Below are 14,613 nucleotides of genomic sequence, written 5' to 3'. Positions count from 1 at the left end.
GTCGCAGCGGGCCCAACGTACGCCCGCCTTCATATACACCCGGCACCAGCCGAATTAGTGGAAGGATCGCCCATCATGGCGAAGCTCAGCCAGGAAGACCTGCTTGCCCAGTTCGAGGAGCTCACCCTCATCGAGCTCTCCGAGTTCGTGAAGGCCTTCGAGGAGAAGTTCGACGTCACCGCCGCCGCGGCCGTCGCCGCCGCCCCGGTCGGCCCGGGCGCCGTTGCCGAGGCCGTCGAGGAGCAGGACGAGTTCGACGTCGTCCTCACCGGCGCCGGCGAGAAGAAGATCCAGGTCATCAAGGTCGTGCGCGAGCTCACCTCCCTGGGCCTCAAGGAGGCCAAGGACCTGGTCGACGGCACCCCGAAGCCCGTCCTGGAGAAGGTCGCCAAGGAGGCCGCCGAGAAGGCTGCCGAGTCCCTCAAGGCTGCCGGCGCCTCGGTCGAGGTCAAGTAACCTCGCGAGTCGTCTGACTCCTTTTGAGCGTCGCTGAGGCGGCGCCCGCCAAGGGCGATCACCCATCTGGGTGGTCGCCCTTCGGCGTTCTCCGGCGCACCCGACGGCTGCCTTGCGTAGTCCGCCCCGACGAGTATGGTGATCTTCGTTGTGCCTCGGAACGGCCGTGACGGTGACGCTCTGAGAGCCATGTCGGGGCTGGGGGGCCTTGACGAACCGCACGCAGCGCGCAATTCTCAGGACGCGTCGTCACAACGATCCGCATCCGAGGCATGGATCGGCGGCGAAGAGGGCAGTATCGATGTGCATCGAGGGCGTGGCTTGCAGCAGGGGTTGAGAACAACGAGGGTCTTCCAAAACCCGCACTGGACATCAGTGGGCCAACTGGCTACACTGACCCTTTGCGCTGCCTGTTAGCTGCCTCCTGCCCGTCACCAGGGGCATGCCCATGCTTGAGCACTGTGGACCGAATCTTCCCTGACCTGGGAATTCTGTCCCCCTGTCCAGCCTGGGACCGGTACGCGCGTAGTGAGTCCGAGCCCTCGGAAGGACCCCCTCTTGGCCGCCTCGCGCACTGCCTCGACCGCGAATACGAACAACGGCGCCAGCACCGCCCCGCTGCGCATCTCCTTTGCAAAGATCAGGGAGCCCCTCGAGGTTCCGAACCTTCTTGCGCTGCAGACCGAGAGCTTTGACTGGCTGCTCGGAAATGAAGCGTGGAAGGGTCGTGTCGAGGCGGCTCTCGACAGTGGACAGGACGTCCCCACCAAGTCCGGTCTGGAGGAGATCTTCGAGGAGATCTCTCCGATCGAGGACTTCTCCGGGTCGATGTCCCTGACGTTCCGCGACCACCGTTTCGAGCCCCCGAAGAACTCCATCGACGAGTGCAAGGAGCGCGACTTCACGTTCGCCGCCCCGCTCTTCGTCACCGCTGAGTTCACCAACAACGAGACCGGCGAGATCAAGTCCCAGACGGTCTTCATGGGCGATTTCCCGCTCATGACGAACAAGGGCACCTTCGTCATCAACGGCACCGAGCGTGTCGTCGTGTCGCAGCTGGTCCGTTCGCCGGGCGTCTACTTCGATTCCTCGATCGACAAGACGTCCGACAAGGACATCTTCTCCGCCAAGATCATCCCGTCCCGGGGTGCCTGGCTGGAGATGGAGATCGACAAGCGCGACATGGTCGGTGTGCGCATCGACCGCAAGCGCAAGCAGTCGGTCACCGTTCTGCTCAAGGCTCTCGGTTGGACGACCGAGCAGATCCTTGAGGAGTTCGGCGAGTACGAGTCCATGCGCGCCACCCTGGAGAAGGACCACACCCAGGGACAGGACGACGCGCTGCTCGACATCTACCGCAAGCTCCGTCCTGGCGAGCCGCCGACCCGTGAGGCCGCTCAGACGCTGCTTGAGAACCTCTACTTCAACCCGAAGCGCTACGACCTCGCGAAGGTCGGCCGCTACAAGGTGAACAAGAAGCTGGGTGCGGACGCTCCGCTCGACGCGGGCATCCTCACGGTCGAGGACATCATCGCCTCGATCAAGTACCTGGTGAAGCTGCACGCCGGTGAGACCGAGACCGTTGGCGACAGCGGCACGTCGATCGTCGTCGAGACCGACGACATCGACCACTTCGGCAACCGTCGTCTGCGCAACGTCGGCGAGCTCATCCAGAACCAGGTCCGCACGGGTCTGGCTCGTATGGAGCGCGTCGTCCGCGAGCGCATGACGACTCAGGACGTCGAGGCGATCACGCCGCAGACCCTGATCAACATCCGGCCGGTCGTCGCCTCCATCAAGGAGTTCTTCGGCACCAGCCAGCTGTCGCAGTTCATGGACCAGAACAACCCGCTGTCGGGTCTCACCCACAAGCGCCGTCTGTCGGCGCTTGGCCCGGGTGGTCTCTCCCGTGAGCGGGCCGGCTTCGAGGTCCGTGACGTTCACCCGTCCCACTACGGCCGCATGTGTCCGATCGAGACCCCTGAAGGCCCGAACATCGGTCTGATCGGTTCGCTCGCCTCGTACGGCCGCGTCAACGCGTTCGGCTTCGTCGAGACGCCGTACCGCAAGGTCATCGAGGGCGTCGTCACCGACGACGTCGACTACCTCACGGCCGACGAAGAAGACCGCTTCGTGATCGCCCAGGCCAACGCCGTGCTCGGTGAGGACATGCGCTTCACCGAGTCGCGCGTCCTGGTCCGCCGTCGTGGCGGAGAGATCGACTACATCCCCGGCGACGACGTCGACTACATGGACGTCTCGCCGCGCCAGATGGTGTCGGTCGCGACCGCGATGATCCCGTTCCTCGAGCACGACGACGCCAACCGTGCCCTCATGGGCGCGAACATGATGCGTCAGGCCGTGCCGCTGATCACCGCCGAGGCTCCCCTCGTCGGCACCGGCATGGAGTACCGCTGCGCGGTCGACGCCGGTGACGTGATCAAGGCCGAGAAGGCGGGTGTGGTCCAGGAGGTCTCCGCGGACTACGTCACGGTCACGAACGACGACGGCACGTACACCACGTACCGCATCGCCAAGTTCTCCCGGTCGAACCAGGGCACCTCGGTCAACCAGAAGGTTGTCGTCGACGAGGGCGCCCGCGTGATCGAGGGCCAGGTCCTGGCCGACGGTCCCGCGACCGAAGAGGGCGAGATGGCCCTCGGCAAGAACCTGCTCGTGGCGTTCATGCCCTGGGAAGGTCACAACTACGAGGACGCGATCATCCTGTCGCAGCGCCTCGTGCAGGACGACGTCCTCTCCTCGATCCACATCGAGGAGCACGAGGTCGACGCCCGTGACACCAAGCTGGGCCCGGAGGAGATCACCCGGGACATCCCGAACGTCTCCGAAGAGGTCCTCGCGGACCTCGACGAGCGCGGCATCATCCGTATCGGTGCCGAGGTCGTCGCCGGCGACATCCTCGTCGGCAAGGTCACGCCCAAGGGTGAGACCGAGCTGACGCCGGAAGAGCGCCTGCTCCGCGCGATCTTCGGTGAGAAGGCGCGCGAGGTGCGCGACACCTCGCTGAAGGTGCCGCACGGTGAGATCGGCAAGGTCATCGGTGTACGCGTCTTCGACCGTGAAGAGGGCGACGAGCTGCCGCCGGGCGTGAACCAGCTGGTTCGTGTCTACGTGGCGCAGAAGCGCAAGATCACGGACGGCGACAAGCTCGCAGGCCGGCACGGCAACAAGGGTGTCATCTCCAAGATCCTTCCGATCGAGGACATGCCCTTCCTTGAGGACGGCACGCCGGTCGACATCATCCTCAACCCGCTGGGTGTCCCGTCCCGAATGAACCCGGGTCAGGTCCTGGAGATCCACCTCGGCTGGCTCGCCAGCCAGGGCTGGGACGTCTCCGGTCTCAGCGAGGAGTGGGCGCAGAGCCTGCAGCGCATCGGCGCCGACCAGGTCGCCCCGCGGACGAACGTCGCGACTCCGGTCTTCGACGGCGCCCGCGAGGACGAGCTGACCGGCCTCCTCGAGCACACCGTCCCGAACCGCGACGGCGACCGCATGGTCATGCCGTCCGGCAAGGCGCGGCTGTTCGACGGTCGCTCCGGCGAGCCGTTCCCGGACCCGATCTCGATCGGGTACATGTACATCCTCAAGCTGCACCACCTGGTCGACGACAAGCTCCACGCTCGTTCGACCGGTCCGTACTCCATGATCACCCAGCAGCCGCTGGGTGGTAAGGCTCAGTTCGGTGGTCAGCGCTTCGGTGAGATGGAGGTGTGGGCGCTTGAGGCTTATGGCGCCGCGTACGCCCTCCAGGAGCTGCTGACGATCAAGTCCGACGACGTGACCGGCCGCGTGAAGGTCTACGAGGCCATCGTCAAGGGCGAGAACATCCCCGAGCCCGGCATTCCCGAGTCCTTCAAGGTGCTCATCAAGGAAATGCAGTCGCTCTGCCTCAACGTGGAGGTGCTGTCCTCGGACGGCATGTCCATCGAGATGCGCGACACCGACGAGGACGTCTTCCGCGCGGCGGAGGAGCTCGGTATCGACCTGTCCCGGCGCGAGCCGAGCAGCGTCGAAGAGGTCTGACGGGTTGGCCGGCCGGACCTCGCGTCCGGCCGGCTCTCCCCGGACCCGTTCAGACCATGATTGAGACTCGACCCCGAAAGAGGGATTGACGACAAAGTGCTCGACGTCAACTTCTTCGACGAGCTGCGGATCGGCCTTGCCACCGCGGACGACATCCGACAGTGGTCCCACGGCGAGGTCAAGAAGCCGGAGACCATCAACTACCGCACGCTCAAGCCCGAGAAGGACGGACTCTTCTGCGAGAAGATCTTCGGTCCGACCCGGGACTGGGAGTGCTACTGCGGTAAGTACAAGCGTGTCCGCTTCAAGGGCATCATCTGCGAGCGCTGCGGCGTCGAGGTCACTCGCGCCAAGGTGCGTCGTGAGCGGATGGGCCACATTGAGCTGGCCGCGCCTGTCACGCACATCTGGTATTTCAAGGGCGTTCCGTCGCGCCTCGGCTACCTGCTTGATCTCGCTCCGAAGGACCTCGAAAAGGTCATCTACTTCGCGGCGTACATGATCACGTTCGTGGACGAGGAGCGCCGTACGCGTGACCTGCCCTCCCTGGAGGCGCACGTCTCCGTGGAGCGTCAGCAGGTCGAGAACCGTCGCGACTCCGACCTGGAGGCCCGCGCCAAGAAGCTCGAGACCGACCTGGCCGAGCTCGAGGCCGAGGGCGCCAAGGCCGACGTGCGCCGCAAGGTGCGCGAAGGTGCCGAGCGGGAGATGAAGCAGCTGCGCGACCGTGCGCAGCGCGAGATCGACCGTCTCGACGAGGTGTGGAACCGCTTCAAGAACCTCAAGGTCCAGGACCTGGAGGGTGACGAGCTGCTCTACCGCGAGCTGCGTGACCGCTTCGGCACGTACTTCGACGGTTCGATGGGTGCCGCTGCCCTGCAGAAGCGCCTTGAGTCGTTCGACCTGGATGAGGAAGCCGAGCGGCTTCGCGAGATCATCCGTACCGGCAAGGGCCAGAAGAAGACCCGTGCGCTCAAGCGCCTCAAGGTCGTCTCCGCGTTCCTGCAGACCAGCAACAGCCCCAAGGGCATGGTGCTCGACTGCGTGCCGGTCATCCCGCCGGACCTGCGTCCGATGGTGCAGCTGGACGGTGGCCGCTTCGCGACCTCCGACCTGAACGACCTGTACCGCCGCGTGATCAACCGCAACAACCGCCTGAAGCGGCTTCTCGACCTCGGTGCTCCCGAGATCATCGTGAACAACGAGAAGCGCATGCTCCAGGAGGCCGTGGACGCCCTCTTCGACAACGGTCGTCGTGGTCGCCCGGTCACCGGTCCCGGTAACCGCCCGCTGAAGTCCCTGAGCGACATGCTCAAGGGCAAGCAGGGTCGTTTCCGTCAGAACCTTCTCGGTAAGCGTGTGGACTACTCCGCGCGTTCCGTGATCGTCGTCGGTCCGCAGCTGAAGCTGCACCAGTGTGGTCTGCCGAAGGCCATGGCACTGGAGCTCTTCAAGCCGTTCGTGATGAAGCGCCTGGTCGATCTCAACCACGCGCAGAACATCAAGTCGGCCAAGCGCATGGTCGAGCGCGGCCGCACGGTCGTGTACGACGTCCTGGAAGAGGTCATCGCCGAGCACCCGGTTCTCCTGAACCGTGCGCCGACGCTGCACCGCCTCGGCATCCAGGCCTTCGAGCCGCAGCTGGTCGAGGGCAAGGCCATTCAGATCCACCCGCTCGTCTGCACCGCGTTCAACGCGGACTTCGACGGTGACCAGATGGCCGTGCACCTGCCGCTCTCCGCGGAGGCGCAGGCCGAGGCCCGCATCCTGATGCTGTCCTCGAACAACATCCTGAAGCCGGCAGACGGCCGTCCGGTCACGATGCCGACCCAGGACATGGTCCTTGGTCTGTTCTTCCTGACCACCGACGGTGAGCTGCGTGACGTCAAGGGCGAGGGCCGGGCTTTCGGCTCCACCGCCGAGGCGACCATGGCGTTCGACGCCAAGGAGCTCGCGCTGCAGTCGCAGGTCGACATCCGCTTCCCGGTGGGCACCATCCCGCCGCGTGGCTGGGTGCCGCCGACCGTCGAAGAGGGCGAGCAGGAGTACCAGCAGGGCGACAGCTTCCGGATGCGTACGTCCCTGGGCCGCGCGCTCTTCAACGAGCTGCTGCCCGAGGACTACCCGTTCGTCGACTACTCGGTGGGCAAGAAGCAGCTCTCCGAGATCGTCAACGACCTGGCCGAGCGCTACCCCAAGGTCATCGTGGCGGCGACGCTCGACAACCTGAAGGCGGCGGGCTTCTACTGGGCGACCCGTTCCGGCGTCACCGTGGCCATCTCCGACGTCGTGGTCCCCGCGGCCAAGAAGGAGATCGTCGCGGGCTACGAGGCCCAGGACGAGAAGGTCCAGAAGCAGTACGAGCGCGGTCTGATCACCAAGGACGAGCGCACGCAGGAGCTCATCGCGATCTGGACCAAGGCGACCAACGAGGTTGCCGAGGCGATGAACGCGAACTTCCCCAAGACGAACCCCATCTTCATGATGGTTGACTCGGGTGCCCGAGGAAACATGATGCAGATGCGTCAGATCGCCGGTATGCGTGGTCTGGTGTCGAACGCGAAGAACGAGACCATCCCGCGTCCGATCAAGGCCTCCTTCCGTGAGGGCCTGACCGTTCTTGAGTACTTCATCTCCACGCACGGTGCCCGTAAGGGTCTGGCGGACACGGCTCTCCGTACCGCCGACTCCGGTTACCTCACCCGTCGTCTGGTCGACGTCTCTCAGGACGTCATCATTCGCGAGGAGGACTGTGGCACCGAGCGCGGTCTGAAGCTCAAGATCGCGGTCAAGGGCGAGGACGGTGTGCTCCGCAAGACGGAGAACGTCGAGACCTCGGTGTACGCCCGCATGCTGGCCGAGGACGTCGTCATCGACGGCAAGGTCATCGCGCCGGCGAACGTCGACCTCGGTGACGTCCTGATCGACGCCCTGGTCGCCAACGGCGTCGAGGAGGTCAAGACCCGCTCGGTCCTGACCTGCGAGTCCGCGGTCGGCACCTGTGCCTTCTGCTACGGCCGTTCGCTCGCCACCGGCAAGCTGGTCGACATCGGTGAGGCGGTCGGCATCATCGCCGCCCAGTCCATCGGTGAGCCCGGCACGCAGCTGACGATGCGTACGTTCCACACCGGTGGTGTCGCCGGTGACGACATCACCCAGGGTCTGCCCCGTGTCGTCGAGCTCTTCGAGGCTCGTACGCCCAAGGGTGTCGCCCCGATCTCGGAGGCGGCAGGCCGCATCCGTATCGAGGAGACCGAGAAGACCAAGAAGATCGTCGTCACGCCGGACGACGGCAGCGACGAGACTCCCTTCCCGATCTCGAAGCGCGCCAAGGTCCTCGTGCGTGAGGGTGACCACGTCGAGGTGGGCCAGAAGCTCACCTTCGGTGCCACCAACCCGCACGACGTGCTGCGGATCCTCGGTCAGCGCGCGGTCCAGGTCCACCTGGTCGGCGAAGTCCAGAAGGTCTACAACAGCCAGGGCGTGTCGATCCACGACAAGCACATCGAGATCATCATCCGGCAGATGCTGCGCCGCGTGACGATCATCGAGTCCGGCGACGCGGAACTGCTGCCGGGCGAGCTCGTCGAGCGCTCGAAGTTCGAGACCGAGAACCGTCGCACGGTCACGGAAGGCGGCCACCCGGCCTCCGGCCGTCCGCAGCTGATGGGTATCACCAAGGCCTCGCTTGCGACGGAGTCGTGGCTGTCCGCGGCTTCCTTCCAGGAGACGACCAGGGTCCTGACGGACGCGGCGATCAACGCCAAGTCCGACTCCCTGATCGGCCTCAAGGAGAACGTCATCATCGGTAAGCTCATCCCGGCCGGTACGGGTCTCTCCCGCTACCGCAACATCCGGGTGGAGCCGACCGAGGAGGCCAAGGCAGCGATGTACTCGGCCGTCGGTTACGACGACATCGACTACTCGCCCTTCGGCACGGGCTCCGGCCAGGCTGTTCCGCTGGAGGACTACGACTACGGTCCGTACAACCAGTAGGCGTTGCGAGCCGGTTGGCTTGAGTTGAACTGAGGGGCGTCCACTCCGTTTTGTGCGGGGTGGGCGCCCTTCGGCGTTTCCGACCGGACCGGTCACAGGTACGGGCGCAGTCGGTGGAGGCGGGTCGGGTAGTCGGGGTGCGTGGAGAGCAGCTGATTGAGCAGCCTGGGCGCGACCAGCTTGTGCCCGGAGGCGGCCATGGCCTGCCGTTTGGCTTCGGTCTCGGTCGCGTGCATGGCTTGCAGTACTTGGGCCAGCATGGGGGCGAATCCGAGCGCGGCGGCGTGTTGGTCCGCGCGAAGCTCGGCCCGTCGGCCGACGGCGGCGATCAGATACGGAGTGACCAGTAGCACCAGCGGCAGTCCGTACAGGCGTGTGACCGTGGTGTAGCTGATGATGCAGATTATGAGCACCAGTGCTGCTGACGCGGCCCAGGAGAAGTAGCTGGTGAACGCCCAGGCGTACGCAGCGATCAGTCGGATTGCGTACCAGGCCGCACGCCCCGGCAGCGCGTACCAGTAGCCGAGCAGCGAGACCCAGACGTGGCCACCGGCGTGATGGCCGAGCTCGTGGGCGAGTACGGCGGCTAGTTGCGAGCTCGGCAGTCGGTCGAGTGCGAACCGGGTGACCCCGACGATGTGACCGCATGCTGCGTAGGCGTTGAGGTCTTCGCTGTCCTCGACCCAGAGTTCATACGCCTGGCCGTCGACACCGGCGCGCGCGGTCACCTCGCGCCAGACGGGAGCAAGACGCGCGTACTCCTCCGGCATCGGACGCTGTAGGCGCAGCAGGTATCGGGCGCAGAAGTCTTCCGTGGGGCGGTGGAAGACCATGGCCCCGGACAGCAGCCAGACCAGCGGCAATATCCAGAACGGAATGCCCACCCAGGCATCCAGACCACCGGATATCAGGAGCAGGACCAACAGGCTCATGAGCGTGCCGGGCAGGTAAAGGATGATCCGGCCGAGGGCCGTGGCGTCGAGTCCGCGCTGGTGGGCGGTGAAGTGGAGACGGCCGTCGCGGTGGCGGTAGTCGAGGTCGTCAGGGGCAGACGCATCGTCGTCATGGGGTTCGGGCTGTTGTGGGGAGTGTGGTCGGGCCATGGTCAGCCTCCGGGAAAAGAGGAAGTCAGCCGATGAGTAGGGATCCGGGAAGTAGCACCGAGGCGACTGTGAAGGCGATCAGGCCCGTGCGTATCCACTGGTGCTTGCGCAGCGCGATGCGGCTGGTCGCGGACAGAGCCGCGATCGCGTCGGCCGTCGGATCGCGCTCGGTGTCGGCCAGCGCCTCTGCCAAGTGGCCGCTGCATGCGGCACGTTGGATGTCGCCGAAATATGACAAGGGAGCACCCGGTGTCCATCTGCTCGTGCCGTAGCGCGGCAGAACGGCCATGAGGAGCGCGAGCAGCGCCAGAGCCAGTGCGAGGACCCCCGACCACCATGTCGAGCTGGCGGGGACGGAGAGGGAGGCAGGCGTCCACTCGCGTCGGGCGAGCAGGCCGCTGAAGACGCCCGCCATCACGCCGAGAGCTGCCACCAGCACCGCGGCCTTGGCGTCCGCGCGGGCGATCTCTGTGCGCAGATCGGCGAGAAGGCGTTCGGCGGTCCTGGCTCCAGGCGTGGAATCGGGCGGCAGGGGCGCGTGAGTGCGGGCGCCGGTCACGGGGCGAAGCCCTCTTGCTCGTCGCGGTCGCGCTGTGGTGGTGGCGTGCCCGGTGAGCCGCCGTAGCCCGGAGGCGGTTGCCAGCCGGTGAAGCCGGCGGTCTGCTCTCTGGGTGTGGGTGCCTGGTCTGCCGCTGTGTCCGTGCCCGACGGCTCGTCCGAGTGCGCCGATGGTGGGGTGTCTTGAGGAAGATCGGCCTTGGTGAGCCGTGGCTCCGGCGGCGCGGTCGTCGTCGACGGCTGCGATGTTGACTGATCCCGAGAGATTCCCGGTATGTGCTGGCTGAAGATCTCGTACATGAAGTCCAGGGCCCGTCGCTTGGGCCCTTCCAGCTCGTAGTCCTCCGCGCTGTCGCCGCTGAGGAGTTCCCTCGCCAGCTCTACCTCGGCGAGGATCAGGCGGAGTTGGTCCTCGCGCATGCTGTCGACGACGAGCCGTGAATCCTGTGGATTCTTGGCGAGATGCATGGCCCAGGCCACCACGCCCCCCTGCTCCAAATACTCCTGGTAGAAGGTGATCTTCTCGGCTTCGAGCTGCCGGAGCTCTGCCTCGTGGCGAGCCCGCAATTGCTCCTGCTCCTGCTGCCAGGCCTGCCGCTGCAGCGCGAGCTCGTGGTCGAGCCGTCCGTACTCCGTGGCCCGCCCCGCCTGGAGCGCGTCCTGCAGGCGGGTCCGCCGGTCGAGCTCGATGTCGTACGCCACGCCCTGCTGCTCGGTGCGTATCTGCTCGGCGGAGTTGTGGTCGATGGACTGGAGCTGCCGCTGGTGGTCGATGCTTTGCTGGTCGCGGCGGAGTCGCAGAGTCCAGAGCACCTGCAGGCCCGCGGCTGTGCCGAGCGGTGCCTGGCCGGAGAGGGCGTGCAGCAGCTGTCGCTCGGCGCGCGCACTGTCGCGGATGGCGAACCGGCGCGTGAGGGGCCGAGCCGCCTGCTGCAGTTCACCGAGAAGGAGGGCCGGTACGTTCCGGTGGCCGCTCCTGACGAAGTCGGCAGGGGCGACGACCTGCCACGACAGGTCGACCGCGGCGATGAACTCGAAGGCGTCGTTGTCGCTGGGCAGGGGGATCTCGACCTGGTGCGGGTGGACGCCCATGTCCACCTCGTACACCGATGAGTAGCGCTTCGCCGCCACCTCCCCGCGGCTCGGACGCAGCGGCGGCAGATAGGCCTCGTATCCGCCCCTGGGGGTGGAGAAGACCAGGGCGTGGTCGATCCGGGTCAGAGCCTTGCGGGCGAATCCGAACCGCGAGAGCTGCCGAACGGTGATGACGGGATCGATCAGGGATGTGTGCCGGTCGGCTGACTGATCCCAGTCCGGCGGTCGGCGGAAGTCGGGCATGGCGTCTCCTTGAGGGGTTCGTGCGAGTGCTGTGGTGGTCCGTGGTTCAGCGACGGTTCGGCAGAACGGTCAGCAGACGGGCGGCAACGGGAGGCGGGGCAGCGCCGTCCTCGCCGCGCACGGTGCGCAGGAGGTGACTCAGACGTTGGTGTTCGGAGACCGTGGTGACCAGGGCGGGGAGGAGGCCGGCAAGCGCCCATTCCGTCGCCGGATCGTGGTCGGCGGCGCGTACCCAGCCACCCAGTTCGTCCAGCGCCGCCCTCGTATGCCTGCGATCTTCGAGCGCCGAACGCCAGAGCCGCGCGATCCCGTCGGCAGCGCGGCCTCCGTCGGTCGCCGAGGTCGCGTACCAGTCAAGGATCAGTGGCCGTCCGTTGCGCGCGTCCTCTTTCCGCCGCGCGCACGCACTGAGGAAGCCGCGCAGGGCGAGGTCGTGTACGGGCCGGTCCTGGTCGAGTCGGTGCAGCAGCTCGGTGAGGACCTGCTCGCCGGCCGGTGAGAGCAGCAGCAGTTCCACGGACTGTGCGAGCTGTTTCACCATGAGCTCGTCGATGTCTTCCTCGTCGCCGTCCTCGTCGACGGGTTCGTATTCCTTGTGGACGGCGCTCCGCAGAGCGGAGAGGGTCTGTTCCGGCCGCTCCGCGCCGATCAGGCCGTACGCGCGGATGGCCACCCAGCGCATCGCGGGATCCTCGCTCTCGCACCAGGAGTCGAGGATGCTCGGAATGTTGGGCGCTTCCAGAAGGTGCGCGAGCGTCAGTGAGTTGACCGCGACGAGACGGTGGCGGAAGAGGCGGGACGTCGCCCATGGCTCGATGATCAGAGCCATGGTGGAGGGAAGATCCGCGTACGCGAGGACGGCGACGGTGGACGCCGCGCGGGTGCGCACCAGGGGCCTTCCGTCACCGGCGAGCCGTTGGAGCCAGTGCACAAGTGCGGGCCTTGCCGAGGGGTGCCCGGTCCATACCTCGCGGAGCAGAACCAGAGAGACCCGGTTGTCGAGGAAAGCGGCCTTGGACTGCGTGACCGGCCCCCACTCCGTGTTCTCCTCCTCCGGATACCCTTCGGCGCGTGCGAGTTGGAGGCGCTTGCCGATGTGGGTGCCGAAGACCGGGACCTGCGGCTGCAGAGCTGAGTTCGCGGTGTCCTGCAGGAAGGCGTAGAGCAGGTCGCTCAGTTCGGCCGTGAGGGCGTAGGGGCCTCCATCGAAGGCGGCCAGGGCGATGAGGAACGCCTTGTCCCGTAGTGGAATCAGCTCCTCGTTCTCGTCGAACCATTCCTGGACCTGGCTTTCCAGGGTGAACAGCGAGAAGGTTCCGACGGCGTCTTCGGAGACCTCTCCGTCCGCGTACCGCTTGAGGTGCTTCGCGAAGGACGCCACTTCGCGCAGCTGGTGGTCGCGCTCCAGGAACGCCGAGACAGCGGGCAGCGCCAGTAGCCTGTCCGTGGTCGCCTGGTCGGTCAGCTCCAGCAGGTGCCTCTTCAGTACGTCGGCGGGGCTCGGCGGCTTCCATTCGACGGCGGAGATGTCCTCCAGGGCGGCCATTGGGCCGACGGTGATGACCAAGTAGGCGTCTTCATCCGCGAGTCGGCCGCGCACGGCGAGAAGATGTGGTTCCCGGAGCGGTTGGTCGCGGCGGGTGGTCAGGTCGCACAGCACGTACCCCTTGGCCGAGTGCTGGCCGTCGCTGAGCTGCTTGACGAGCTGTGCGGGTGTGGTGTCGCGGACGAGGGAGCGAATCGGGGAGACGCCCAGACGACGGAGCAGCATCAGTGCGGCGGTCCGGCGCCCGGTGAAGTGCGGACCGGACAGCACGATGACCCGCTCCGTGCGTAGTCGCGACAGGAGGCTCTCGAAAACGGACTCGTCGGTCACGAAGTACGGGGCCAGGCGCTCCAGTGTCGACACCGGCACCTCGCCGGAGCCGTGGCCCGTTGTGGAGACCCCGAAGTGGTAGATCTCCGTCTTGCTGCCCATGATGACGTCGCCGGCGACGAGGCCGCCGCTCACGCCGTGCTGGTCACCCGCGACCAGGCTGCCGCCGAAGCGCGCATTGTCACCGACGCCCATCGCCTTGGGGCTGTGGTCGACCAAGTCCCTGCGGGCGGACCACGCGTCCTGCGGCTGGTCCTGTTCTTCCGGCTTGTCCTCCGCCTCAGTAGCCTCGGGGACGGTCTGCTGCGGGCTGTCGGCGGCGTCCTTGTCGCTCGCGTGCTGTCGTGGACCGGTCGCTCCCTGGCGGGGGCCCGGTTCGCCCGTGCTCATTCCCTCTCACCGCGCCTCGCAGCGCCGCCGCCTCCGAGGTGCACATCGCCGTAGACCGTGCCGTTTCCGGACACGCCGTGCTGATCGCCGGCCACGTAGCTGCCACCGAAGGAGGCGTTGCTGAGATCGGCGGGACTTGGAGGTGTGGCACGGGTTCCTGCTGCGGGGGCCGACGCCGCGTCGCCCTCCGGCCTGTTTGTCATGTCGGAGCTTTGCGTGTCCCTCGGCATGGGGCGGTGCAGCCAGGCGCTGCTCGGCCCTTCCTTGGTCTGCACAGAGACCTTGTGGAACTCCTCAGGGCGTACGCCGTGGTGGCCGTGGCGTACCACGCCTTGGTAGACGGTGTCGGAGACGCAGAGGACGCTGCTGTCGGCACCGGTCCGCAGGGCCTCGCGCAGGGGCTCGGCATCCAGCAGGCGAAAGGCATGGTTCAGGTCCCCGCCGATCCAGCCCTTCTCGTCCACGGCGACGTATCCGGCCGCCAGCACGATGCGCAGCCGCATCCGGGTGCTGCCCGCCATCAGCCGGTTCTTGGCGTGCAGCAGCATCGGAGTCTCGGTGAGCAGGGCCTTCAGCAGCCCGGACACCGGAACGTTCGCGTCGATGAGTTCGACGACGGAGTCACCTCGGTCGGCGCGGAGCCGAGCGGTTTCGCTGACGTGGGCCGCGGCGAGGGTGCCGTCGGCGACGTCGTAGAGCATGCGCCGGAGGAAGGCCTGCTCGACATCGTCTCTGGTGCCGAACTGCTCGATGTCGAAGAGCATGATCGTGCGGTTCAGGGGGTCGGTCATGTCTGCCTCTCGCCGGTTCGATTCCGTTGACCAGCACGATGGCGGGGCGGGGCGAGACGAC

General features: G+C 66.5%; 8 protein-coding genes. 3 read left to right on the top strand and 5 right to left on the bottom strand.

The window, feature by feature from the left end; translation table 11 throughout:
• Positions 1-75: 75 nt before the first annotated feature.
• The 3 genes from rplL to ACFVXC_RS12485 all read left to right on the top strand — a co-directional run bounded on the left by rplL (position 76) and on the right by ACFVXC_RS12485 (position 8,496).
• A complete protein-coding gene (rplL, locus tag ACFVXC_RS12495) occupies positions 76-456 on the top strand; it encodes a 50S ribosomal protein L7/L12 (protein ID WP_389904371.1) in 381 nt (126 codons plus the stop codon).
• Between the two features lie 558 nt (positions 457-1,014).
• A complete protein-coding gene (gene rpoB, locus ACFVXC_RS12490) occupies positions 1,015-4,500 on the top strand; it encodes a DNA-directed RNA polymerase subunit beta (RefSeq protein ID WP_389904369.1) in 3,486 nt (1,161 codons plus the stop codon).
• Positions 4,501-4,596: 96 nt separating this feature from the next.
• Positions 4,597-8,496, top strand: a complete 3,900-nt coding sequence (locus ACFVXC_RS12485) for a DNA-directed RNA polymerase subunit beta' (protein ID WP_389904367.1) — start codon at positions 4,597-4,599, stop codon at positions 8,494-8,496.
• Between the two features lie 92 nt (positions 8,497-8,588).
• Here ACFVXC_RS12485 and ACFVXC_RS12480 read toward each other — a convergent pair whose 3' ends face one another.
• The 5 genes from ACFVXC_RS12480 to ACFVXC_RS12460 are packed head-to-tail and all read right to left on the bottom strand — an operon-like array spanning position 8,589 to position 14,552.
• A complete protein-coding gene (locus ACFVXC_RS12480; protein WP_389904365.1) occupies positions 8,589-9,599 on the bottom strand; it encodes a M48 family metalloprotease in 1,011 nt (336 codons plus the stop codon).
• Positions 9,600-9,624: 25 nt separating this feature from the next.
• The gene (locus tag ACFVXC_RS12475; protein ID WP_389904362.1) at positions 9,625-10,158 is read right to left on the bottom strand and encodes a Pycsar system effector family protein; all 534 of its coding nucleotides are present in this window, start codon (positions 10,156-10,158) and stop codon (positions 9,625-9,627) included.
• Positions 10,155-11,495, bottom strand: coding sequence for a hypothetical protein (locus ACFVXC_RS12470; protein ID WP_389904360.1), 1,341 nt, complete (start codon positions 11,493-11,495; stop codon positions 10,155-10,157). Before ACFVXC_RS12470 ends, ACFVXC_RS12475 begins: the two co-directional genes overlap by 4 nt.
• 46 nt (positions 11,496-11,541) lie before the next feature.
• Positions 11,542-13,761, bottom strand: a complete 2,220-nt coding sequence (locus ACFVXC_RS12465; RefSeq protein WP_389904358.1) for a hypothetical protein — start codon at positions 13,759-13,761, stop codon at positions 11,542-11,544.
• Positions 13,758-14,552 (bottom strand): hypothetical protein, encoded by a 795-nt coding sequence (locus ACFVXC_RS12460; protein ID WP_389904357.1) that lies wholly within the window; start codon positions 14,550-14,552, stop codon positions 13,758-13,760. Before ACFVXC_RS12460 ends, ACFVXC_RS12465 begins: the two co-directional genes overlap by 4 nt.
• Between the last annotated feature and the right edge of the window lie 61 nt (positions 14,553-14,613).

This window comes from Streptomyces sp. NPDC058257 (assembly GCF_042881845.1).
Classification (GTDB): domain Bacteria; phylum Actinomycetota; class Actinomycetes; order Streptomycetales; family Streptomycetaceae; genus Streptomyces.
Note: the sequence above shows the minus strand (reverse complement) of the source record. Positions and strands in the feature narration are given on the sequence as shown.